This window comes from uncultured Tenacibaculum sp. (assembly GCF_947495995.1).
GTDB lineage: Bacteria > Bacteroidota > Bacteroidia > Flavobacteriales > Flavobacteriaceae > Polaribacter.
Window position 1 is genome coordinate 598,031 of sequence record NZ_CANMAX010000001.1, and the last position, 24,693, is coordinate 622,723.

A 24,693-nucleotide genomic window follows, 5' to 3' on the forward strand; every position below is an offset into this window, starting at 1 on the left:
TATTTACTTTTCTTCTTTTAAATATTTCCCAACGAAGAAAGTTCCGAAAGGGATAATTGCTAAAAGACAAACCATAACAAAATCTTTAACACTCCATTTTAACTCAACCTTTAAAAGAGCTGCTAAAGCTAAATAACCAATAAATAATAACCCATGAGGCATTCCTAACCATTTAACATAAGTAGGATTGTCGTAAATGTATTTAATTGGTGTTGCTATAAATAGTAAAAGGATGTACGATAATCCTTCAAGAAAACTTACTATTTTGAATATATTGATCATAATTGATTTTAAAAATTTGCGAATAAACTTACTGATAGATTACGACCTGGAGCAGATACGCCAGAAGCAAACTCACGATAATGTTCATCGAATATATTATCTACTCTAGCTTGTAAACTAAAGTTTCTACTCAAATTATACTTTGCAAAAGCACTTAATGTTTGCCAGCTTGGCGATCCGTAATAACGTTGTTCAGGATCTGAAGAAGTTGCATCTACCAGAGGTGTTTGCTCATGATTATCGATACCTTCATCTATATTAAAATCTGAAATATCTTTTTTCGCATTAAAACGAAAGTTTACTCCAGCTTCAACTTTTTCATTTACATAATTCACATCGAAATTTCCAAACAATGGAGGTATTGAAGACATTGGTTCATCTGTATCAAAAGTCCTACCTTTTGTATATGTTATAGAACCTGTTGTAGTCCAATTTTGGAATAACTTTCCTTGGTAGTTCACTGTAAATCCTGTTACATAAGCATTATCTCTATTTACATTTGCTACGATATTGTTTCCATCAACACCATCAAATGAAATTGTAGAACTTCCGTTTAAAATAAAATTATCTCTATAGATATAATTCGTCAATAATGTATAGTAAACGTTAGCTCCTATTTTGAATTTTCTATCGTTAAAATACTTCTGTAATCCTATTTCTCCACTGTAAGCATGCTCTGGTCTTAAATCAACATTTGGTACCGTTACATTTCCTCCTTTTTCTCTTACCTTACCAACATCATCTATATTTGGCGAACGGAAACCTGAAGATAAAACTGCGTTTAATTGCCAACTTTTTGTCGGTTTATACACATAACCTATAGTTGCTGTAATTGCTGTATTACTTAAACTAATATCGTTATCTGGCAATGTAATAAAAGTATCATCTACCCATTTTGCTCTTAACTGCGTATTAGTTAAACGTATTCCTGAATTTAATGTTGAGTTACTCGAAATATCTTGACGATAATCGAAATATAATGCAGAACTTAAATAACTACTTCCGCCATCTGCATATCTAGATTGTACAGCAAAATCTCCGTTGAATCCTACAATTTCGTTATTTACAACATTCAATTCTTTTCCGAATGAATTAGAGTTTACATCATTGTAAGCTATTTCAAAACCATAACCTAAATTTCGTTGTCTTGCCAATGGAACTGAGAAATCTCCGTTTAAACTAAAAATATCAACCTTTTCTTCTCTGTAGGATCTTTGTAGACTTCCGAATTTTCTTTGAATTCTACTTTCTTTAATATTTTGATATGCTAAAGTAAACACTCCAGATTTCATCCATTTTTTCTTCGGATTAATTTCTAATTGCGAAGAGATTAATAAACGATCTTGTGGACCATAATACCATTCAGCAAATTTTAATGAAGATGGATCAGTTTCATCTGTTAATTCTGTAAGTCGATCAAATCTTGGAACATCAGAAGATGTTGAGTATTGAATATTAAGTTTTAAATCTGTATTCTTAGATAATGGAACATAAAACTTCTGTAAAATATCTGTTTGATTAAAACCTGTATTTCTTTGTAGATTTGGATCTGAGTTTAACGTTGGAGTAGCTACAAATTTATTTCCTACATTTTCTGAGAAATATGTAATCTTTCCCCAATCTTCAAATCCGTGAGATCTATTTTCTCCCATTTGTAAATCTCCGAAGTTACTATGCGAAACACTTGTAAAACTTCCCCATTTAGGAAAACGAAGTTCAACCGAAGCTTGATTAGTCACTTCATTATTAACCGTAGAAAAACGAGAGAAAAAATTACTTTTAACTTCTTTATCTTTTGATAATTTTGGCGTTTTAGTATAGTAATGAATAACTCCTCCTAAAGCATCTGAACCATAAATAACAGATGTTGGTCCGAATACAATTTCTGTTCTATCTAACATATTTGGAGAAACCGTAATTGAGTTTTGTAAATGACCTTTACGATAAATCGCATTGTTCATTCGGACACCATCTACAACAAGTAAAACTCTGTTACTTTCCATACCACGTAAAACCGGACTTCCACCTCCAAATTGAGATCTTTGAACACGAATTCCTGGTACAGCTGCTAAAACATCAGCAGAAGTTTGAGCTGCTATTTTCTGAACTTCTTTTGCTTTAATAACTTCTATCTGTTCTGCAATACGTTTTGTTTTTGCTTTGTTTTTAAATACAGAAACAACAACCTCATCTAACTGCTCAGATTCTTTAGATAGATATACAATATTATTGTTAAGTAAAATGATTGATTTTTTGATAGAAAATTCAGCATACGAAACATGTGTGAAGTAAATTATTTCACTTGAAGAAAACTCAGAAACATCTAATTTCCCGTTTTCGTTTGTTATACCAGACTTACTCTTGTCTTTATTGAAAATTGCAACTGATTCTATTACCTTACCTGTTTCTGCATCATAAACAGTAATTTCTTGTGAAAATAAGGTCGTAGAAACACATAAAAAAAGTAAAAATATCCACTTCATGAGTTAACTAAACACTGATTCTAAAACGTCTAACGATTTTGGTTTTTTAAAACCTTCCAAATGTAATTCAAAATATCGAATTATCACCTGTAACACTTTCTGTCTTTCTTTTTTATTAAATGAAATTATATCTATTGCATCAAAATTTATGCCTAACAGCCTTTTGAACAAAAGAAAATTATCTCCTGTGATCACTGATTTATCATACGACTTGTTTGTAAAACTACCTTCTAACAAACTAAACCCGAAACTTTCTTCATTAGACGTATCTGGATAGAAACCTAAAAACCGTGATAAATTCAATAAAAACAATAAGTGAAAATTAGCTGTAGAACTATGAGTATCTAACCAAATCAATGATGTTTCTATATAATTATACAGGATTTCATTCTGTTCTTCTTCCTGAATTATATTTGATAAGATTTCAGAGATAAATAAAACTATTGTTTGTTTTACTATTGAAGTATGAATTGTTTCATACATAGGAAATACTCTAGCTTCTTTAATTGAGTTTAAAGTTCCTCTAGTATTATGGTTTGCGGTAAGTTGTAATAAGGTTAATGGTTGAAAATATGCAGCTTTTAGCTTTCCTTTTTTAGACTTTAAAACTCCTCGAACCATGTAAGTTTTTAAACCTTCTTGTTCGGTGAAACATTTAACAATTAAACTAGTATCGCCGTATTTAATTGAGCTAAAAACAATAGCTTTGGTAGCAACAACAGGCATTAGTTTACAATAGCTATTTTAGTTGTAGCAGATTCGCTTCCATCATCAGTAGTAAGTAAAACGATATACACACCAGAAGCAACTTTTTGTCCAGCTAAATTTCTTTTATTCCAAACTACTTTACCACCTTGAACTTCTTGTCCTTCTACAACATTCGTTTCATAAACTAAATTTCCTGAAACATCTAAAATTTTCACATTCGTTCCTCTAGGTAAATTTGTGCCATTTCTACCATCGATAGTTACTGTATCGTTGTTCTTTAAAACTGGATTTGGATACGCATAAACTTCTCCTAAAGTATCTCCAAAAGGATCTACATTACTATTGTAAGCAACAATCCCTCTATCTGTTGCGAAAAACACTTTACCTGTAAATTCATCTACTGCAATTTCCAATATTTTATTTGAAGGCAAAGGAGAGTTCTCTTTATTGAAATTAGCTAATGTGTTTTGACCATTTGGATTTGTATATAATGCTCCTCCATTTTCTGTTCCAAACCATTTATTATTAGCTCCGTCTACTTTTATTGAATTTACAGTTTGATCTCCCAATAATCTTTTTGGTATTCCATCGTCTAAAATAATGATTGGTTCAGCATCGAAAACAGTAGCATCAAAAATTGAAGCTGGATTATTATACACAACTAAACCAGTTAAAGTTCCAATCCATAATCGATTGTTCCTGTCCACAGCAACTGCAGTTGTTCTTCTGTTTGGTAAATTTCCTCTTGTGGGCTCGGTAGTTAACGCTCTTTTTCGATCACCATTTTCGTTATATGCAAACAAACCATTACTTCGTGTCGTCATCCAAACTGTATTGGTATTATCTATGGTGATTTCCCCCATTCCTGGTCTATTCTGAACATAAAGTTCATTGATGTCGTAATTCGTCCAATTTCCATTTGGCGATAACTTTTTTAATCTTGAATTTCCTAAAATATTTGTCACCCAAAGATTTCCTTCTCTATCAAATGCAGAACCACTAATTCTAATTGTTACTCTAGTAGGATCTGCAGGAAGAATATCTTCTAACGGACTATTAGTATTGTTATAAAAGTTAACAACATTATCATCTACAACTTCATATAAACCACCAGTTAATCTCGTATTTACACTTCCAGTATCTCCAAAAGAACTTATAAAAACTCTATTATCACTATTTTTATCAATAGTTATACTTACTAAATCTCCGAATGGATTTGTAGGATCAAAAGGAGTGTTGATCCAATTTTCTCCATCAAACCTTGAAAAACCTTGTCTTGTTTGCGTTGGAGTAAATGTTACATCGTAACCTCCATACACAACCCATAAATTATTATTAAAAACATCGATTGAAAACACTTCATTTGAAAGTGGACCTTCTGGATGAATCTCTGTGTATGTTGGGGAAGCTACTGCAGCACTTAGTAAACCAAACTCAGAAGTTCCCAATAAAATTGAACTTCCATTTACTGTAGCTGTATTTAATGTAAAATCAAATGCTGTTGATGTTGTATTTGTCCCTTGTAATGCTAAAGATGCATTATAAACATTAGCTGACCTTGATAAAGCTATTACTAAATTCTGATTTGAAACATTAACATCTACTATATTTTCAGGAAACGAAAGCACTGTTTGCTGGGTTGTTCCGTTTAAACGAATTAATTCTCTATTAGAAACTGCATACACATTTCCTTCAAAAGAAATAGTTTTCTGAAAACTTCCTGTAAATCTACGTGTCCAATTTGCTGCATCAATTAAACTAGGATTATTTACATCAGCAACAAAAACTCCAATATCTGTAGCGGCATAAATTTCGTTATTTAAAACTGTAGTTTCATTTACATTTACACTACTCGAAGCTGGTCCGATAAAATAAGTATCTCCAAACTCTAATCGTTCAATATCATATACAACTATGGCAAATGAAGTCGAAATAAACAACTTACCATCGTGTTCAAAAATATCGTTTACTCGCTTTAAACCTGACTGATTAAAATTGACTATATCTGGTGAAACTGTTACAGAACCATCGTCACTAATTACCTCTATCAATCCTGTTTCGTATCCAATAACGATTCTATCAAAAGTTTCGTTATAATGAATTGTAGATGTTTCTTCTCCAGATAATCCATTTACTGAAGATACTTTTCGTAACTCTTCAGTAGTAATGTTGTATGAAAAAATAGCATTGTCTGTTAATGCAAAAACTTCATCGTTATTAATCACAAAATCCTTCACATTATTATATGAGAAAAAGTCTTCCCAACGATCACTAAAATCATTTTGTGCGCTAATTAACGTGATGCAAAGAAGTGCTAAAAGTGTAGAGATTTTCTTCATAATTGCTTCAAAGATATTTAATAATAACGATAAAAGCGATACATTCGTACAAATTTGAACCTGATCTTATGAGTCTAGAAATCGAACGTAAATTTTTAGTTAAAAACAATAGTTTTAAAGATGAAAAGCATACGAAAGTTTACATCAAACAAGGTTTTTTAAATTCTGATAAAGAACGTGTTGTTCGCGTACGTTTAAAAAACGATCAAGGTTATTTAACTATTAAAGGAAAATCTAATACTTCTGGAACTACTCGATTTGAATGGGAAAAAAAAATACCGCAAAAAGAAGCTCAAGATTTATTTGAATTGTGTGAAAAAGGAATCATTGAAAAATATCGTTATTTAATAACTATTGGTAATCACACTTTTGAAGTAGATGAGTTTTTAGATGATAATAAAGGATTACTTATTGCTGAAGTTGAATTATCTTCTGAAAGTGAAAATTTTGAAAAACCAGAATGGCTAGGTAAAGAAGTAACTGGTGATATTAAGTATTACAATTCAAACCTTAGTAAGTTACCTTTTAAAGATTGGTAACTATAAATTATATATTGCCCAAAAATGACAAAGACTTCCAAGCAAAACAAATACATGGAAAATAGCGTGATTATATGGGATTTTCTTAATTGAATATAACACCGCTCCAATAGTATAAAAAACTCCACCGGCAATTAAATTATTTGCTCCTTCTGGTGATAAACTATCTAATAAAGGACCTATAAAAAATACAACTAACCACCCCATTAAAACATACATTACTGTAGAAACGTGTTTTAATTTCCCAGTAAAAAACAGTTTAAAAATTATTCCTACTAAAGCGAAACTCCACACAATTAAGAACATTCTCCAGCCTAAATCTGATTGTAACGCTATTAAACAAAACGGAGAATAACTTCCTGCTATTAATACAAAAATCGCAGCATGATCGAAAACTTTCAGCTTTTTTCTCTTTTCTGCAACTGTTGTCTTATGATAAAAAGTTGAAGCCGAGTATAAAGCAATTAAACTTATACCATAGATAATCAAACTTATTTGACACCACACATCAACATAACAGAGTGCTTTACGGATTAAAAGAGGAAACGCAATACAGCTTGCTAATAACCCGATAGCATGTGTAAGAACATTGTAAAATTCTTCTTTTGTACTGTATTCACTTATTTTATTGTTGTTCTGCATCTAAAGCTTTGTTGGTATCTTTCATGTAACGTACATCGTTACTTAACTCTGTATACATTAAATCGAAAAGTTGATTCTTAAGCTGAATTCGATCTTCGATTTTTAAATCTTCTGTTGGTATAAATTTATACTGTTTAGCTCGTAATTTAGTTGGACCGCCTTTAAAAATATCCCAAGAAAACGAACGTTTACAATCGAAATAAATTTGAGGAACAATTGGTATTTTAAGCTCTATCGCTAAACTAAAAGCTCCGTTTTTAAAAGGTGCTAAAACTACTCCTTCTTCAGGCACTAGACCTTCTGGATAAATTGCAACGCTTGTTCCGTCTTTTAGACGTTTCTTAGCTAAACCATATACCTTTCTTCTACTTGATGCACTACTACGATCTACCATAATTACCACACGCTTGTAGAAAAAACCAAACACTGGGATTTTAACTAACTCTTTCTTTCCTACGAAAACGATCGGATTCTTACTCATAATTATCATCAACCAGATATCAAAAAAAGAAGTGTGATTTGCACAAAACACATAACTTTTATCTCGATCTATTTCTTCATCTCGTTCAATATCAAGACGAAATCCCATCGCAAAAACTAAGAAATATGAAAAGTAACGTGCTGCCTTCCAGAAATACGGATATAATTTTTCACTAGACGACAATATTATTAGTATTGGCGACAATAAAACAATACCTACAAACATTAATACATAAAACCATGCACGCCATAATAATAGAAAGGGAATTTTTATGTATTTCATAGTTGCTAATGTAGTAATTTCTTTTGTTTGGTAGATTTAAAGGTTATTTTTGTTTTAATGATTTTAAAAAACTTTGCTAATGAAAACCTATTGTATTTGTCTTTTTTTGATACTACAATCATTATTCGTTAATGCTTGTAATTCTGCTTATCAATATAAAATATTTCCTATTGGAATTCAAGATCAAAATATTATCACTTTAACTGTAGATATTCATAGAACAGATTTCTTTGATAAAACAGCAGAGTTTAAAATTCCTGAAATTGGATGGAACATTGAATATTATATTTCTACATACAATTTAAACGGACAAATAATCTCAAAGGACAAAACTGAAAAAATCGTAATTGAAGCGGAACATTATGTTAAGGAATTAACTGAAATCTTTCAGAAGAAATTAAAAGCCGAAGTCTCACAAAATAAAAATATCTCATTATTTAATCCTGAATATATTTCTTTTTGCGACTTTCAGAAAAAATGCAACATACTTACTTTAGAAAACAATCGTAAAAAGAAGAAAGATTATTTAACTTATAAATCAAAAAAACATCCAATAAGTCTTAATGCTTTTCAAGAGTTTAAAAGAAGTGCTACATTTACCGATAATTTAATAGCCTATTACTTAAGTTCTACTCGCATTTATAGAGCAAACAATATTGAGATTGTTATCGGTCATGTAGGAACTGGTCATGAAATATCTATGGGATGGATCACAAATGATCCTAATAAAAAGCCTAAAGATGAGTATGATGTTGTAATTTTGGCAAAAGAACACAAACCAAATATAAAATTTGACAAAATAAGTGAAACCGTATATGAAGAACCATTATTACATCATGGATATGGGTTTGACTTTTTAATACTAAAAGAAACAAAATAAAATGTCTAGAATTTTAACTGGTGTACAAAGTACTGGTACGCCACATTTAGGAAATTTATTAGGTGCAATTTTACCAGCAATTGAAATGGCTAATCAGCCAGAAAACGAATCGTTTTTATTTATTGCAGATATGCATTCATTAACTCAAATTAAAGACGGAAATCAATTACGTGAAAACACATACAGTACAGCTGCTACTTGGTTAGCTTGTGGTATTGATGTGAATAAGACTGTATTTTATCGTCAAAGTGATATTCCTGAAGTAACAGAATTAACTTGGTATTTAAATTGTTTCTTTCCATACAACAGATTAAAACTTGCACATAGTTTTAAAGATAAAGCAGATCGTTTAGAAGATGTTAATTCTGGATTGTTTACCTATCCAATGTTAATGGCTGCTGATATTTTGTTATACGATGCTGAAATTGTTCCTGTAGGAAAAGATCAATTACAGCATTTAGAAATGACAAGAGATGTTGCCGAGAGACTAAATAATATTGTCGGAGAAACTTTAGTTCCGCCACAAGCAAAAATTCAAGAACATACACAGTTAGTTCCTGGAGTTGATGGTGAAAAAATGAGTAAATCTCGTGATAACGTCATTAATATCTTTTTACCAGACAAAAAGTTACGTAAGCAAATCATGAAAATTCAAACTGATAGTACTCCTTTAGAAGAGCCTAAAAACCCTGATGGAGATAATGTTTTTGCTTTATATAAATTATTAGCTTCTGATGAGCAAATTGCTGAGATGCGTGCAAATTATGAAGGCGGAAATTATGGTTATGGACATGCAAAACAAGCTTTATACGAATTGATTATTGATAAGTTTGCTGATGTACGTTCAAAATACAATCACTACATGGAGAACAAAAATGAAATTGATGAAGCATTAGCAATTGGTGCTGAAAAAGCTAGAAAAGTAGCTCAAGATGTTTTACAACGTGTACGTGCTAAAGTAGGTTACTAGTTATAAACTAAATTATATAAATTTAAGCTTCTGAGAATATTTCTTAGGAGCTTTTGTTTTTTATAACTGTTTATCAATTAGAATTAACTTTTCTATTCAGGTACAATAATTTACTATTGGGAAAATAAATCAATTTCTCTACAGAAAAATTCATAATTTGATTTTTAAAGAACACTATTAACCAAAAACTTTAGTGTAACAACTGTACATTTTAAATGTCTTTTTAAGACAACTGAAAAATCAAATATGAAAAACTTACTTACACTTTCACTACTACTTTTAACATATCTTTCTTTTGCTCAAGAAGAATGTAAATGCTATAAAGATTTAGATTTTGTAATTAACTATTATGAAAACAATCTTCCTGGATTTAAAGACAATGTTACTTCTAAAACAAAAGCAATATACGCTTCCTTAAAAACCAATTTAATTGAAGAAGCAAGGAAAGTCAGTACGAAAAACGATTGTTATAAATTAACATTACAATATGTAGAGTTTTTTAGAGATAATCATTCTTCAATTTACATGAGAAGTCAAAATATCGATGAAAATAATGAAGAAGAATTACAACAATTTTTAGCTTCAGAAACTTATACTTCAAGAGAAACAATTCCATTAGAAAAAGTAGATCAAAAACAATATCCTATAGATAATATTCTTGGAATTTATGAAATCAAAAATGCATATACAGTTGCTGTAATTCCGAGTAAAACTAAGTTGAGAGATTATGTTGGTGTAATTTTAGATGCAAAAACAAAACTTTGGAAAAAAGGACAAGTAAAATTTGAACTTAAAAAAACAGCTACTCCAAATGAGTTTTTAGCAATTAGCTATTTAAAAAATCATGCTGTAAAATACGATAGTCGATTCTCTTTAAAAGAAGGCGTTCTTGGAGATTATTGGTTTAAAACTTCATTAAATTCTTATGCAAATCATGCAATTGATGTTCCATCTACTTATGATTTTAAAACAATTAACGATAGTATTTCTTATTTACGAATTCCTACTTTTTCAGGTAAAAGATCCGCTAAAATCGATTCGCTATACAAAGCTTCTTTCGATAAAATTAAAAAGCAGCCTTACTTAATTATTGATGTTCGTAATAATGGTGGAGGAAGTGATGATAATGTTAATCCACTTTTAGAATTTATCTACACGAATAAAATCAAAACCGATAAAGTTGATTTATACATTACTAAAGACAACATTAAAATTTGGGAAAGTTGGTATGAAGATGCAAAAAGTGATACGGTAAACTTTGATAAAGATCGAGTAAAATGGTTTGAGAACAGGGTAGAACGAATGAAAAAAGCAAAGTTAAACTCTTATATTTCTGTATCAAAAGGAGGAAGAATGAGTAGAAAGTTTAAGCCTAATGCCGTCAAAAAAGTTGCTATTATATACAATAAAAACTGTGCTAGCTCTTGTGAAACTCTTTTATTTTGGGCAAAACAAAGCAAGAAGACTATTTTAGTTGGAGAAAATTCTGGCGGATATGTTGGTTATGGTGAAGTTGGCGCAGTAATAACTCCTTGTTACAATTTTACATTAACATGTACATCTAGTCGATACAAAAAACAACGTGCTTATGAAGTGATTGGTATTGCTCCTGACTTTTATTTAAACAACCAAAAAAGCTGGATAGATCAAACTATTAATCTTTTGAAGGAATAAATTACTAAAAAGCTGTTTAAAATTAGCGTAGTGAGATTCTGAAATAAATTCAGAATGACATTATTTTTTAGACAGCTACTATTAATCTTTAGTATACTTTAAAATTTCATTGATTTGCTCGATACTTAACTGTGGAAAAGTAGGTTGATGTTTTTTAGAACTCAAATACTCATGTAAAGAAAGTGAGTCAAACTTTACACCTCTTAAAGCTGGACCGGTCATATCATCTTTATCTAACTTATGACAAGAGGCACAATTTGCATTAAAAAGCTTTCTTCCTGCTCTCTGTTCTTCAGTAATTGTATCTACAGTTCCACAAAAAAATCTTGGCTCTTCTTCTGCTGTTTCAGAAAATATCACAGAAGAAAAAAGCATCATCATGATTGTAATAAATACGACCATGTATGATGCAAATATTTTGTTTTTTAAACTCAAGAAACTAAGGCGCTGGATTCGGCATTGCTGCGTGCACTGCCTCTACTTCTTTCAAAATTTCTTCAGTTAATTCAACATGAATTGAGTTAATATTTTCTTTTAATTGATCCATTTTTGTAGCTCCAATAATATTACTCGTTACAAATGGTAACTGATTAATATACGCTAAAGCTAACTCAGATAATGTTAAACCGTGTTTTTCTGCAATTGCTAAATAAGCTTGCACTGCATTTTGAGATCCATCTCCCATATAACGAGCTATAAAACGAGGAAATAATGTTCCTCTTGCTCCTTCTGGCTTCCCTCCGTTTAAATACTTTCCAGAAAGTACTCCTTGCGCTAAAGGAGAATATGCTAAAAGTCCTATATCTTCACGCATCGAAACTTCAGACATTCCGTATTCGTAACCTCGATGAATTAATGAATATGAATTTTGAATGGTTACCATTCTAGGTAAATCATGCTGTTCAGCAGCTTGTAAATACTTCATTGTTCCCCAAGGAGTTTCGTTTGATAAACCTACATGTTTTATCTTTCCTTCTTTAATTAAACCTTGAAGTGTTTCTAAAATTTCAATATGATTTTCTGCTTCTTTTGCTGAAGTTTGATACGGATAATCACGCACACCAAAACAGTTTACTCCTCGATTTGGCCAGTGTAACTGATATAAATCGATATAATCTGTTTGTAAACGTTGCAGACTACCTTCAACAGCTTCAACAATATTCTTTCCTGTTAAACCTCCAGATCGAATATGCGCTGTATAATCTCCACCTCCAGCTATTTTAGAAGCTAAAACAACTTTATCTCTATTTCCTGTTTTCTTGAACCAGTTTCCGATGATCTTTTCTGTAGCTCCGTAAGTTTCTGGAGTTGCAGGTACAGAATATAACTCAGCAGTATCAAAAAAATTCACACCTTGCTCTAAGGCATAATCCATTTGCTCAAATCCTTCTGCTTCTGTATTCTGATTCCCCCAAGTCATTGTTCCTAAACAAATCTTAGAAACTTTAACATCGGTATTTGGTAATGTTGTGTATTTCATGTACTCAATTATTTAATTTACTAATGCAACAGTATTCTAATTTTCTACTATTTTATTGCATTACTCCATTATTAACTTCCTATGACTTCAGAGAATTAAACCATTTTAAATTATCAGTTCGAGAACTATTCCTAAGTTAAAATTCTTATTCTCGATACATTTTTTTTCATTTCTCTCTAAAAAATCACTCGAATTGACAGAAGTTTTATCCAATTACGCAATTGGTTTTAATCTGATTAATTTAAAATCGCATCGATTCCTGGTAAAACTCTACCTTCTAAACTTTCTAACATTGCTCCACCTCCAGTAGATACATAACTTACCTTATCTGCAAATCCGAATTGTTTTACAGCTGCAACAGAATCTCCTCCTCCAACTAAAGAGAAAGCTCCGTTTTTAGTAGCATTGTCTATAAAGTTTCCTAAAGCTATTGTTCCTTTTGCAAAACTTTCCATTTCAAAAACACCTAAAGGTCCGTTCCATAAAATCGTTTTACATTGGTTTACCACTTGCTCAAAATTCTCCAATGATTTCGGACCAGCATCTAATCCTTGCCAGTTATCTGGAATTTCATTTACATCTGAAATTTGAGTTTCTGCATTATTATCAAAAGCACTAGCAGCAATTACATCAACAGGAATGTGAACTTGTACATTTTTAGCTTTTGCTTTTTCAAGAATCTCTAAAGCTAAATCCATTTTATCATCTTCGCAGATAGAATCTCCAATTTTTCCACCTTGTGCTTTAACAAATGTGAATGTCATTCCTCCACCGATAATTAAGTGATCTACTTTATCTAAAATATTTTCGATTACAGTGATTTTAGAAGAAACTTTTGCTCCACCTAAAACAGCTAATACTGGCTTTTCTGAATTGTTTAATACCTTATCGATACTTTCAATTTCTTTCGCTAATAAATGTCCGAAGCACTTCTTTTCTGGAAAAAACTGAGCGATTACTGCTGTAGAAGCATGAGCTCTATGTGCTGTACCAAAAGCATCGTTTACATAAACATCTCCTAATTTTGATAATTGTTCTGCAAAAGCAACATCTCCTGCTTTTTCTTCGCCATGAAAACGTAAGTTTTCTAACAATAAGATTTCACCGCTTTTTAATTCAGCAACAGCAGCTTCAGCAGCTTCTCCTACGCAATCTTCAACAAACTTTACTTGTACTCCGATTACTTCACTTACTTTATCAACAATATGCTTTAAAGAAAACGTTGCATCTACTCCTTTTGGACGACCTAAATGCGACATTAACACACAACTTCCTCCGTCTTCTAAAATTTTAATGATTGTTGATTTAGCTGACTGAATTCTAGTATCGTCTGTTACTTGAAATTCGTCGTTTAATGGCACATTAAAATCTACACGGATTAATGCTTTTTTATCTTCAAAATTAAAATCGTTGATTGTCTTCATTTTTTGTTTTTTTAGAAGTTTGCTCTTTTGTTGATTCCAACAAAAATAATTATTCTAAATTAGAAAAAACGCGATTAAAAAAGCTTATTTCTCTAAATTTATAACGAAAACGTTTACTGTAAACCTTCTACTTATTTATGATCACTTTTACAAAAACTTCAAATACTGCTGAACTAAAACAAATCTTAGCATTACAACAACAAAACTTACCAAAACAACTTACTAAAGAAGAAAAGAAAACACAGGGTTTTGTTACTGTTGAACATGATTTAGAAATACTTGCTAAAATGCACGATCTTCATCCGCATATTATTGCGAAAGACAATGATAATGTAGTTGGTTATGCACTATCGATGTCTACTTCATTTAAAAATGAAATTCCTGTTTTACGTCCTATGTTTAATGAAATAAACAAACTTAATATTAATCCGGATTTTATTGTAATGGGACAAGTTTGTGTTGACAAAGCATACAGAGGAAAGGGAATTTTTAGAGGTTTGTACAATACAATGGCTACAACTTTTTCTGGTCAGTTTACTAGTATTATCACAGAAATTGATGCTAATAATACTCGATCTTTAAATGCACATGAAACTATTGGATTTTCTGATCTTTGTACTTATGAAGCTGGACAACAATTGTGGAAAGTTGTTGTTATGAATATATAAACTACTCTTTACACATTTTAGAAACTTAAACCCTCTAAAGTTTTCAGTTCAAAGACTATTTCTAGATCAAGATTCTTATTGTTGATACGATTTTTCCCATTTCACTCTAAAAAACAACTCGATTTAATAAAATTTTGCTTCAAAAATACAAAGGGTTTAATCTATTAGTTTTGAAAACAAAGTGGAATAATTTTTGATCCAAAAATGGTTCAATAAAATCTTAAGCTATGAAAATATATATATTATCACTATTTCTAATATCACTATCTATTTACAACTATGCCTGTAGCTGTAACAATATTCCATTTAAGGACGCTGTTGAATGGGCAGATGAAATTTTCATTGGTCGTTTGATTGAAATTAAAGAAGTAGAATATGAAATTAGTGAATTAAATGCTGGTGAAAAATATACTAGATTATGGTATGCTAAATTTGAAATCACAAAAAAATGGAAAGGGTCTAGTAAAAAATATATTAAAGTATATCAACCTTCAACTAGTTGTGATTTTGGTTTTAACTCACTAAATAAACATTATTTGGTATACACTAAAAAAGAAGAGGTTTTTAAGTTTTTTAATACAGAGAATGAAATATCAAGATACACAACTTGGATGTGTGCTAGAAATAGAGAATACGAATTTGTGAATGAACCAAAGGATAGTGATTATTTTAAACTGAATAAAAAATTCCCAAACACTATTGAATTAGTTGACAACACTCCTTTGCATTGGAAATTACCGCTTTTGGGAGTATTAATTTTTATCTCTGGTTTATTTATTGGAAGGAAAATAAAATCATTAGCTACTATAACACAAAGAAATCAATAGCATTTTTTCAAACGCTATTGATTTGTATTTTAGTTAATTACAAGAACCTACACTAGCAATACAAACTGATCGTATACATGAAAATATTGTTATACATCCACTTCCATCATCTTCTTTATCTTCTATAAGACGATAACAGTGATCAGGTGATAAACAAAATGTTTCAAGACCTCCATTAATTGTTTTTTGTTCTTTTTTACTTAGAGTTTTCCAGTTTTTGAAATTTTTTTTCAACATGATTTTAATATTTATTGGTTAATAATAGTTTAAGTTGTATTGATAAAAATCTGCTACAGGACTAACTCTAGAAATACTTTAGAGTAAATCGTTTTTAATTAAAAAAAGAGAATAGAACATAGCAAAATTTTATCTCTAGCAACTTTATGATTAAGTCTTTTTCTTTATAACTTAATTCGTATCTAAGCTATGACATTTCAATAAATATTGTGCAATTAATTATGTTAAAAAAGACTGTTCTTAAACTAAAAAATGCCTTTTCGAGGTTTATAAAAATATAAATGATCCTCAAAAAGACATTGTTTACTAAAAATAGATTTATAGGTTATTTTTTAATAAAACGTTTTATACCTACTTTATCTTCATCTGTTACTATTTTCAACATGTAAAATCCGAAAGCTAATCGACCAACATTACATGATTTTGTATTCTTAACATTTAGTATCTCTGTTCCCTGCATGTCATAAATCGTTAAAGATTTAATTTCTTTATCTGATTTTATATTTAGTGTATTAAGAACAGGATTTGGAGCAATTTCTGTATTCATTAAAACAAATTCATCATTCGATGCTGTAGCTCTACAATTTTCATTGAATGTTGCTGTATTATCTTTTATTGCTCCCCAATCGGTATCACTTACTACTTTGTTATCTACTTGAATACACATTAAATCTGGATTCGAAGTAAAGTCTGTTAATGCAGCATCAATCTTAGTATTGCTTCCATTTTTTATATCCACAGAAGTTAATTTGTTATCATTTGCGTACACACTATAAAGTTCTGAGTTTTCAGATAAATCAAGATTGATTAATTCGTTATTAGATACATCTAAAACCTCTAATCCTAAGTTTGAAGAAACATCTATAATCAACAAATCATTTGAATTAAGGTATAACTTTTTCAATACTGTAGCGTCAGTTGTATTAATGCTTCTTAATCTATTATTATTCAGATTTAAATACGTTAGATCAGTATTGTTATTTAAACCTATAGTAAGTATTTCATTATCTTGAAGTTTTGCTTCTTTGATTTTACTGTTTGATAAGTTTAAATTTTCAAGACTATTATTTGATGCATCTAAATATTCTAAATTATCGTGAACAGACAGAAATTCCATTGTATTATTAGAAACGTTTAATGTCTTTAATTTGTCGTTTCTAGATACATTTAAAACCCTTATTTTATTGTTACCAACATTTATTTCTTCTAATTCATTTCCTAAGAAAATATTAGCTATTTCATTATCGGACGCATTTAACTTTTTTAGCTCCCTATTTCCTGTTAGAGATAAAAGTTCTAGCTTATTATTTTGAATTTGTAATTCTTTTAAAGCTTCAAAACGTTCTATTCCTCTTATATCTTTAATATCTCTATTTGAAAGATCAAGAAACTCTACATTTTCAACATTTCGAATTAAAGCCGTTCCGTTGATTTCTCCAGCGTCTAAATTCAAATCGATTAAAGCTTGTTCGAAATTCTCATCTCTAATTACAATAACACTACTGCTACAAAATCTATCATAACTTGCGATATCGTCTTTAAAATCTGTCCAGTTTGCATTACTATAATCTTCATCATCAACCTCGATACAGGTTAATGCTGGATTGTTTTTAAAACTAGAACCAGCAAAACCAGTTAAAAAGTTTGTATTGTTTCCGTTTTTTAAATTTAAATCTAACAGCTGATTATCATCTGCACTTACGTAATACAATTCTCTGTTTCGATTTAAGGCAAGATCAGTTAACAAATTTCCATCGATAGTAAGCACTTCTAAATCTGTATTACTACTTAGATTAACTTCTTTCAACTTGTTATAAGCTAAACTAATCACTTTTAATCGATTATTTGCTGATAGAATTATCGCTTCGATATTATTTTCATTTGCATACAACGATTCTAAATTAGACTGTACTAGTATATTTAATGCATTTAGTTCGTTATTACTAACATCTAAATTAATTAAAAGGGGACTTCCAGATACATCTAACTCTGTGAGCTTATTATTTTTTAAATACAATTTTTCTAACTGAAGATTAAGGCGTAAACCTATTGTAGTAAGATCGTTATCTCCAATACTTATTTCTTTTAATAAGCGGTTATTTGTTAAATCGACAGTTGTGAATGAATTTTTGGTAGCATCAAATATTTCTAAAAGTGTATTTCTACTTAAATCTATTGTAGTTATTTGATTGTTATCAATCTCCAGTATTTTTAACTGACTATTTTTAGTAATATCAATAACGGTTAACATGTTGTCTGAAACTTTTAAACTTTCAAGAAGAATACTTCTAGAAACATCTAAAAGATTTAGTTTGTTTTTAACAACATTTACTTCTTTTAAAAGAACATTGTTGGTTAGTACTATTTCTTCTAATGAATTTCCTTTGAGATTTAAAGTTTCTAAAGTTATGATTGAAGCCAAATTAATGGCCTCGATATCATTTCCCTGAGCTTCAAGTTTTTTTAATGAAGTAAAACCTTCGATACCTGTTAAATCTTTAATATCGCTAAACGATATATCTAAATTTTCTACTCGATTAATGTTTGCTGTAGGCACAACATTATCCAAATCTCCAGAATCTAAACCAAGAGCAATTAAAGCTCTTTCGAAGTTATCATCTGGTACAATTGTGTTTTGAGAAAATGCAAAATTAGTACTCATGCAGAGTAGCAAAAATTGTAATAGTGGTTGTAAATTAGTTTTCATCTTTCTGTTTCTGTTTTCTATTTTTCTGAGGCTAAAAGTAGCTTAGAAAGTCTTAAGAAAATCTTAAAAAAAACATAAGAAATTTGACTTGATTAAATTTACAAAACCCTATAAAAACCCTAGGTTTATAGCGAAAATTGGCACTGTTTTATTTTCGTTTTGACTATCAGTTTTTTGTCCGTTTTTTTTAACAAATTTTGAAATTAATTTTTCGTAAAAAGTGTACTTAAATGTTTACGTTAAAAAATTGTTACGTACTTAAAAAGGAAGTTCAGAAGGTTCTAAAAATGATATTTCTGGATTATAAATCTCTTGAATTAACTTTTTAACTTGATCGATAAACGAATCTATTCTATCTAAAGAAACATTATTGTCTTGTCCACGATACTTTTCAGAGAAGTTTAATTTCATAAATCCAGATTTCAATCTTTTAAAAGAAATGATTCCAGCTTCTATTTGAAGTTCAGCTGTAGGATTATTTTGCGTATACATAAACGCATACAACAATACTTGAATCGCTTTGCTATATTTAAAATCTATAACGGCTGTTATATCAGAAATTTTCAAATCTGAAGCATTTACAACACCAGTTTTATAATCAATAATACGAGTTACTCCGTTAAGTTGATCTACACGATCTACTTGTCCGTGAATTTTAATCGGATAATCGATTCCGTCTACATTAAAAAACGCTTCGTAATCTTTTTCTACTTCAACAATTTTTAGAGCATTATTTGTATCAGAAAGTAATGTGATTTCTTGATCTAAAAAGTTTTGTACAAAACGAACAGCAACTTCAAAAATCAATCTGTTTTTTCCAGTAGTAATATCTCCGTTTTTAAAATATTCTGCGAAGAAATGTTCTACCAATTCAGAAACCTTCTTCTTCATCACAGACACATCATTTTTCACAATAAACTTTCCTACAAAAGGTTCGTATAAAACACGTAATGTTTCGTGAACAACAGTTCCTAAAGTATTAAATGCAACTTCTTCTTCGATATCATCAAACTCTCTGATTTTTAAAACTTTTTGCTGATAAAAAGCAACCGGATTATACAAATAATTGGTCAAAGCAGAAGGAGAAATTCCTTTAGTTGCTAATTCTTTTAATCGTTCAAGAATCGCTTCATTTTTATGAACTTCTAATTGTTCAGTGGTTTGTTGTGTAACTTTCGGACTTATAAATGTGTGTTTTACGTTATCTTTTAACAACTCTAATTGTGTTAAAAAACGGCTCTTCTCTCCTCCTCCATACGAATCACTTTCTGTATTATAAATCAAATAAATATTTTCTGCTCTTTGAATCAGTCTGAAAAAGTGATACGAGAAAATTGCATCTTTTTCTTTATAACTAGGCAAACCGTAATGCACTTTTGCATCAAAAGGAATAAATGACGTTTGTTTGCTAGACGCAGGAAAAACGCCTTCGTTTACCGAAGTAATAATTACATTTTTAAAATCTAACAGACGCGTTTCTAACATTCCCATTAGCTGTAAACCTTGTAACGGTTCCCCTTGGAAAGATAAACTTTCAGAAGAAATGAGCTGTTTAAAAAACTGATATAAAACCTTTAGATCTGAAAAATAACCAAACTCTAATTGTAAGTTTTGTAACTGATTAAAAGCGGTATAGTATCGAAATAAGAATTCTTTTTCTAATCCTTCAACTTTATCTTTTAAATGATCTATAAATCGAACAATTCTTTGTAAAAAAGCATCTACTGTTTTAAACTCAGAAAATAAATCGGAAATCAAATCTCGTTTTGTTTCGTCTATATTTTTAAGAAAACTTTCGATGTAAGTTTTAGAAACAAAAGTTCGGTTTTCAGTAAAAATTGCACCTATAATTTGCTCGGAAACAACTTCATTCTCTGTAGTTAGTATTTTATAAACAAAAGGTTCTTTTAACAGTTTTACTACTTCTTTGTAATAAAATTGTTGTGCATCTTTTTTCTGAAGTCTTTCTTGTGTGATGAACAGTTGAAACAACGACAAAAACAAACTTGTTGACGGCATATCTTTTAACGGATATCCCATCGTTATATTCACTGAATTTACATTCTGTGGTAACGAGTTTAAGGTAATTGGCAATTGTGATTCTTCGGCTAAAACTAAGGCTGTATTTTCATGACTAGAGAATTGCGATAATAATTCTCCTGCATACTTCATTTGCGTTACATTTTTAGAAGCTCCGATTAATTCGATATTCTTCGGTTGCGAAAACCAATTCCCGATCGTTTTTATTTCATTTGTTTGATAATATTTCCACCTGGTCTTATACTTTCTGATAAATGCACCTGCTTGATGATTCGAATACAAAAACGTTTCATCAATATCCCAATACACTTCGGTATTTCCTTCCAACAACATTTGTTTTATCATGAATTCTTCTGCTTTGTTTAAAGCATTAAATCCAATAAAAAAGAACTTTCTATCTCCTGAGTTTTGTAAAAACCCTTCCAGTTTTTCAGTTGCTTCTCTGTACAAACATCCTTGATATCCGATTTTATTTTCAATCAGATATTCATAGAAAAAATTATAGTATTCGTTTAATTTTTCGGTAAATGCAAAGTGATCTTTTATTAATTCAGTTTCTTGAAAAGTACCTTTTACCGACCATTTTTTTAAACGTTCTACATCTCGAATGTATACGAACACTTCTTTCGTATTTACTAAATGTTGATCAATCTCATTAAAATCTTGCAGTACCGTAAAAGCCCAAGAAGCAAAAACATCAAACGTATCTGGTTTCTCTTCAACTTTCTTGTAAATCTGATAGAAATAAAACAGTAATTGTATTGAATCTACTTTACGAATTCCAGACACTTCTTCTGTAAACTCTTCAATATTCAATATTTCAGGAAAAAAACCTTTTACTTGCGCATCTTTTAGTGCTTGCTTTACAAAAACTCCAGCACGATTCGATGGCAATACAAAAGTTACATCTTGAAAAGATTGTGTCGTTTTTAAGATGTCTTGAATTGTTTCCTGAATAAATGTTTGCATTTATTTTATTTCTATTTAAATCTTTAAATTGAGAATACAAAGTTAAGTCAATAATGTTATTCTTAAGAACACAGAGATAACATGGTAACTGGATAGATTTCTAAAGTACAATAATTATGTTATTTTTGATTTCAACTGAATAAAAATGAATACACTATCTGTTTCTTTATTGCAATCTGATTTAGTTTGGGAAAATCCGACTAAAAATTTAGAAAACTTCACAAAGAAAATAAATCATATTTCTTATGCTGTAGATCTTATCGTGTTACCTGAAATGTTTACCACCGGTTTTTCTATGAATGCTAGCAATTTGGCTGAAAAAATGGATGGTACTTCTGTACAATGGATGCAAAAAACAGCTATAGAAAAAAATGCCGCTATAATTGGAAGTATTATTATTGAAGAAAATGATGCCTTTTTTAATCGTTTGTTGTTTGTTTTTCCTTCAGGTGAAATTCAGTATTATGATAAAAAACATACGTTTACTCTAGCTAAAGAACACGAAACGTATACTTCGGGAACTCAAAAGTTAATTGTGGAATACAAAGGGTGGAAAATTTGTCCGCTTATCTGTTACGATTTACGTTTTCCTGTTTGGGCTAGAAACGTAGAAGATTATGATTTACTTCTATATACTGCGAGTTGGCCTAAAAAACGAATTAACGCTTGGGATGCATTATTAAAAGCTAGAGCAATTGAAAACATGAGTTTTACCATTGGTGTAAACAGAATTGGCTTAGATGGCAATGATTATGAATACGTTGGTCATTCTGCTGTTTATGATTGCTTAGGGAATTGTTTGTCTGAAGAAAATAATGAGTTAGAAAATACAATTACATTGAAACTTCAAAAAAATGAACAAGAAACTGTTCGAGAAAAGCTTGGCTTTTTAAAAGACCGAGATGTATTTACAATACAATAATCAACCAACTATACTCAAATTATGAATAAAGAAAATTTAAACTATTTAACCGACAACGTTTTATTACAACAATTTCTAATCAATTTCATCCCTGGACTTCCTTTATTTTACGCTCTTAAAACTATACTTAATGTATCAACAGGAGACGGATTTACAGCTTTCTTAATTATAATTGCTGTTTCTTGGGTATTAGGTTTAATTCTAGAAATATTATTGTTTAATAAACAACATAAAATGAGGTTTGATCAAGAAAACAATATTAGCAAAACACAACTTCATTATTTGTTGATTGCTAAGTTTGCCATCGGTATCGTTTTGTCTCTTACACTTGCATTAGTGGTTTTTGTTATCGGAAATGTAGATAATCCTGTTTTCGACGAAGATATTTTCTTACCTATTTTATTCAAGAGATTAATTATAGTCATCTTATCTGTTACAGCTTGGATTCATTTCAAAAAAAAGCTTGATTAATGTTACGATTATTATTCTTTATTTGTAGTCTCTTTTTAAGTCTTCAGTTTGTAAATGCTCAGGAACGTAAAATTTATTTGGGCTTAAATTATGGTAGAGCAACACAGAATAGTTTTCCGTTAAATGATCCTGATTACAGTTATGATAATCAATATTTAAAAGTTCAGATTAACTATCCACTAACCTTTAAAGAGAACTTTAACTTTGAACTCTTAATAGAGCCAAGTGTATACTTTGCCAATCATAAATTATTAAACGAGCAATTTGTTTTACCAACTACTGAAAACTATTTAGAGTTAAGAGAAAAATTTACTAAAAGAAGAGCTTTTGAAGAATATGCTTTAAACATCGGAATTTTAGTTCGCTACAATGTATTTTCGAATTTTAGTTCATATTTACTTGGTAGTGTAGGTCCAATGATTTCTAATGAAGACACAGAACGTTTACGAAGAGGGTTTGCTTTTTCCGACATCTTAGGTTTAGGTTTTTCTTGGAAACAAAAAAGAATTTTGTTTGATTTCAGATTAACTTTACGACACAATTCTAACTTAAACTTTGCTTCACCTAATAAAGGACATAACAGTTTTGGTATTGAATCTGGAATCTCTTTTCAATTATAATTCTATGAATGATATCAGAAAATTGGTTCGAATTCAAATTGGAGTATTATTGTTATTTATTGTTTTCAAAATTGTTCGCTCCAAAATTCTATCTTCAGAAAATAACTTTATTCAAGTAGTTGGTTTATCATTACCCAATCTTTTTGAAGGTATTTTAGGTGTATTAATATTAACTGCTTTAGGATTAACTCTTACTCGAAATAAAAATATTAAGCACAATTACATTTATATTTTAGCCATAATTTTTGCAGCTATATATGTAATTACTCAAGAATTTAAAATTCATAATTTAGGAGGCAAAAATGTATATGACAGTAATGATGTTTTGTTTTCTTTGATTGGTTTATTTATTGGAACAATAATCGTTTTTATAATTAAGCCTAAAATAGAGACTACTTAAAATAATATTTTCAATCTTTAAAGCAACCTTAAGGATTATTTGTCATCTAACAGATGTAACTTAAAAATATTCAAAACATGAAAAAGTTAATTTTTCTACTTGCATTTACAACCTTCTTATGCTCTTGTGAAGATGATAACGACAATGGTGAGATTGCAACTATTCGAATAAATCATTATCAAAGTACTGCTATAGGTTTTGCGCCTCAATTTGCCTTTTTAGCTCAAGAAGGAAGTAATTTAAATACTGATACTTGGGTGAACTTTTTTCATCCTATTGAAGGATTTAACTATGAATTGGGTTATACCTATACATTAGCAGTAAAAAAAGAAACTATTGCTAATCCACCTGAAGATGGAAGCTCAACACAGTACACCTTATTAGAAGTAACTTCTAAAGAAAAAGTTAATGATGATACTACTTTTGATATTAGGCTTAAACTTGATGACATAAACTTTGTAAATACTTCTTCTGGATTTAAAATTTTAAATGCTATTACAATTAATTGCGGAGTTTTATGTCAAGAGCTGGAAAATAAATTACAAAACAACAGTGATCTTACTGGAACTTTTAAACATATAGATCAAGATACTTTTGAGTTGGTAGCTTTAAATTAAAAAATCGTTATAAAACAAAAAAGCAACCTAA

Annotated in this window: 23 protein-coding genes; 11 read left to right on the plus strand and 12 right to left on the minus strand. The window is 29.9% G+C overall.

The features are described 5' to 3' along the window. Window positions 1-3: 3 nt before the first annotated feature. The 4 genes from Q1A15_RS02675 to Q1A15_RS02690 are packed head-to-tail and all read right to left on the minus strand — an operon-like array spanning window position 4 to window position 5,812. The gene (locus Q1A15_RS02675) at window positions 4-282 is read right to left on the minus strand and encodes a DUF3817 domain-containing protein (protein ID WP_299618350.1); all 279 of its coding nucleotides are present in this window, start codon (window positions 280-282) and stop codon (window positions 4-6) included. Window positions 283-290: 8 nt separating this feature from the next. Then, complete coding sequence (locus Q1A15_RS02680; protein ID WP_299618353.1) at window positions 291-2,765, minus strand: TonB-dependent receptor; 2,475 nt, start codon at window positions 2,763-2,765, stop codon at window positions 291-293. A gap of 3 nt (window positions 2,766-2,768) precedes the next feature. After that, entirely contained in the window at window positions 2,769-3,491 is a 723-nt protein-coding gene (gene recO, locus Q1A15_RS02685; protein ID WP_299618356.1) for a DNA repair protein RecO, read from the minus strand. Continuing rightward, complete coding sequence (locus Q1A15_RS02690; RefSeq protein ID WP_299618359.1) at window positions 3,491-5,812, minus strand: two-component regulator propeller domain-containing protein; 2,322 nt, start codon at window positions 5,810-5,812, stop codon at window positions 3,491-3,493. The genes recO and Q1A15_RS02690 overlap by 1 nt, the downstream gene beginning before the upstream one ends. A gap of 68 nt (window positions 5,813-5,880) precedes the next feature. Between Q1A15_RS02690 and Q1A15_RS02695 the strand changes: the two genes are divergently transcribed. After that, the gene (locus Q1A15_RS02695) at window positions 5,881-6,351 is read left to right on the plus strand and encodes a CYTH domain-containing protein (RefSeq protein ID WP_299618362.1); all 471 of its coding nucleotides are present in this window, start codon (window positions 5,881-5,883) and stop codon (window positions 6,349-6,351) included. On the opposite strand, the gene Q1A15_RS02700 is transcribed toward Q1A15_RS02695, so the two are convergent. Both Q1A15_RS02700 and Q1A15_RS02705 read right to left on the minus strand, forming a co-directional pair. Then, complete coding sequence (locus Q1A15_RS02700) at window positions 6,352-6,993, minus strand: hemolysin III family protein (RefSeq protein WP_299618365.1); 642 nt, start codon at window positions 6,991-6,993, stop codon at window positions 6,352-6,354. Further along, the gene (locus Q1A15_RS02705; protein WP_299618368.1) at window positions 6,977-7,756 is read right to left on the minus strand and encodes a lysophospholipid acyltransferase family protein; all 780 of its coding nucleotides are present in this window, start codon (window positions 7,754-7,756) and stop codon (window positions 6,977-6,979) included. The genes Q1A15_RS02700 and Q1A15_RS02705 overlap by 17 nt, the downstream gene beginning before the upstream one ends. Before the next feature lie 79 nt (window positions 7,757-7,835). Here Q1A15_RS02705 and Q1A15_RS02710 point away from each other — a divergent pair, with 79 nt between their 5' ends. The 3 genes from Q1A15_RS02710 to Q1A15_RS02720 all read left to right on the plus strand — a co-directional run bounded on the left by Q1A15_RS02710 (window position 7,836) and on the right by Q1A15_RS02720 (window position 11,280). Next, window positions 7,836-8,636, plus strand: a complete 801-nt coding sequence (locus Q1A15_RS02710) for a hypothetical protein (RefSeq protein ID WP_299618371.1) — start codon at window positions 7,836-7,838, stop codon at window positions 8,634-8,636. A gap of 1 nt (window position 8,637) precedes the next feature. Beyond that, window positions 8,638-9,606: a tryptophan--tRNA ligase gene (gene trpS, locus Q1A15_RS02715; RefSeq protein WP_095074771.1), complete on the plus strand. Its 969-nt coding sequence runs from the start codon at window positions 8,638-8,640 to the stop codon at window positions 9,604-9,606. 246 nt (window positions 9,607-9,852) lie between these two features. Further along, window positions 9,853-11,280, plus strand: coding sequence for a S41 family peptidase (locus Q1A15_RS02720; protein WP_299618379.1), 1,428 nt, complete (start codon window positions 9,853-9,855; stop codon window positions 11,278-11,280). A gap of 81 nt (window positions 11,281-11,361) precedes the next feature. On the opposite strand, the gene Q1A15_RS02725 is transcribed toward Q1A15_RS02720, so the two are convergent. From Q1A15_RS02725 to Q1A15_RS02735, 3 genes are all read right to left on the minus strand, one after another. After that, window positions 11,362-11,682: a cytochrome c gene (locus Q1A15_RS02725; RefSeq protein ID WP_299618382.1), complete on the minus strand. Its 321-nt coding sequence runs from the start codon at window positions 11,680-11,682 to the stop codon at window positions 11,362-11,364. A 37-nt stretch (window positions 11,683-11,719) separates the two neighbouring features. Further along, window positions 11,720-12,760: an NADP(H)-dependent aldo-keto reductase gene (locus tag Q1A15_RS02730; protein ID WP_299618385.1), complete on the minus strand. Its 1,041-nt coding sequence runs from the start codon at window positions 12,758-12,760 to the stop codon at window positions 11,720-11,722. A 236-nt stretch (window positions 12,761-12,996) separates the two neighbouring features. After that, window positions 12,997-14,184: a phosphoglycerate kinase gene (locus tag Q1A15_RS02735; protein ID WP_299618388.1), complete on the minus strand. Its 1,188-nt coding sequence runs from the start codon at window positions 14,182-14,184 to the stop codon at window positions 12,997-12,999. A 137-nt stretch (window positions 14,185-14,321) separates the two neighbouring features. Between Q1A15_RS02735 and Q1A15_RS02740 the strand changes: the two genes are divergently transcribed. Beyond that, window positions 14,322-14,852, plus strand: coding sequence for a GNAT family N-acetyltransferase (locus tag Q1A15_RS02740; RefSeq protein WP_299618391.1), 531 nt, complete (start codon window positions 14,322-14,324; stop codon window positions 14,850-14,852). Between the two features lie 227 nt (window positions 14,853-15,079). After that, window positions 15,080-15,679: a hypothetical protein gene (locus Q1A15_RS02745; protein ID WP_299618394.1), complete on the plus strand. Its 600-nt coding sequence runs from the start codon at window positions 15,080-15,082 to the stop codon at window positions 15,677-15,679. A 33-nt stretch (window positions 15,680-15,712) separates the two neighbouring features. On the opposite strand, the gene Q1A15_RS02750 is transcribed toward Q1A15_RS02745, so the two are convergent. The 3 genes from Q1A15_RS02750 to Q1A15_RS02760 all read right to left on the minus strand — a co-directional run bounded on the left by Q1A15_RS02750 (window position 15,713) and on the right by Q1A15_RS02760 (window position 21,632). Further along, window positions 15,713-15,916 (minus strand): hypothetical protein, encoded by a 204-nt coding sequence (locus Q1A15_RS02750; protein ID WP_299618397.1) that lies wholly within the window; start codon window positions 15,914-15,916, stop codon window positions 15,713-15,715. A 325-nt stretch (window positions 15,917-16,241) separates the two neighbouring features. After that, a complete protein-coding gene (locus Q1A15_RS02755) occupies window positions 16,242-18,578 on the minus strand; it encodes a T9SS type A sorting domain-containing protein (protein WP_299618412.1) in 2,337 nt (778 codons plus the stop codon). A gap of 303 nt (window positions 18,579-18,881) precedes the next feature. Then, window positions 18,882-21,632, minus strand: a complete 2,751-nt coding sequence (locus Q1A15_RS02760; protein ID WP_299618414.1) for a PD-(D/E)XK nuclease family protein — start codon at window positions 21,630-21,632, stop codon at window positions 18,882-18,884. Window positions 21,633-21,777: 145 nt separating this feature from the next. Here Q1A15_RS02760 and Q1A15_RS02765 point away from each other — a divergent pair, with 145 nt between their 5' ends. The 5 genes from Q1A15_RS02765 (at window position 21,778) to Q1A15_RS02785 (ending at window position 24,662) form a co-directional block, all read left to right on the plus strand. Next, a complete protein-coding gene (locus Q1A15_RS02765) occupies window positions 21,778-22,554 on the plus strand; it encodes an amidohydrolase (RefSeq protein WP_299618416.1) in 777 nt (258 codons plus the stop codon). A gap of 21 nt (window positions 22,555-22,575) precedes the next feature. Continuing rightward, the gene (locus Q1A15_RS02770; RefSeq protein WP_299618418.1) at window positions 22,576-23,025 is read left to right on the plus strand and encodes a hypothetical protein; all 450 of its coding nucleotides are present in this window, start codon (window positions 22,576-22,578) and stop codon (window positions 23,023-23,025) included. Next, window positions 23,025-23,645, plus strand: a complete 621-nt coding sequence (locus Q1A15_RS02775; protein ID WP_299618420.1) for an acyloxyacyl hydrolase — start codon at window positions 23,025-23,027, stop codon at window positions 23,643-23,645. Before Q1A15_RS02770 ends, Q1A15_RS02775 begins: the two co-directional genes overlap by 1 nt. Window positions 23,646-23,649: 4 nt before the next feature. Further along, entirely contained in the window at window positions 23,650-24,045 is a 396-nt protein-coding gene (locus Q1A15_RS02780) for a hypothetical protein (protein WP_299618422.1), read from the plus strand. Window positions 24,046-24,122: 77 nt separating this feature from the next. Further along, window positions 24,123-24,662 carry a DUF4377 domain-containing protein gene (locus Q1A15_RS02785; RefSeq protein WP_299618424.1) on the plus strand — a complete coding sequence of 180 codons (540 nt, stop codon included), beginning with the start codon at window positions 24,123-24,125 and terminating at the stop codon, window positions 24,660-24,662. Window positions 24,663-24,693 lie beyond the last annotated feature (31 nt).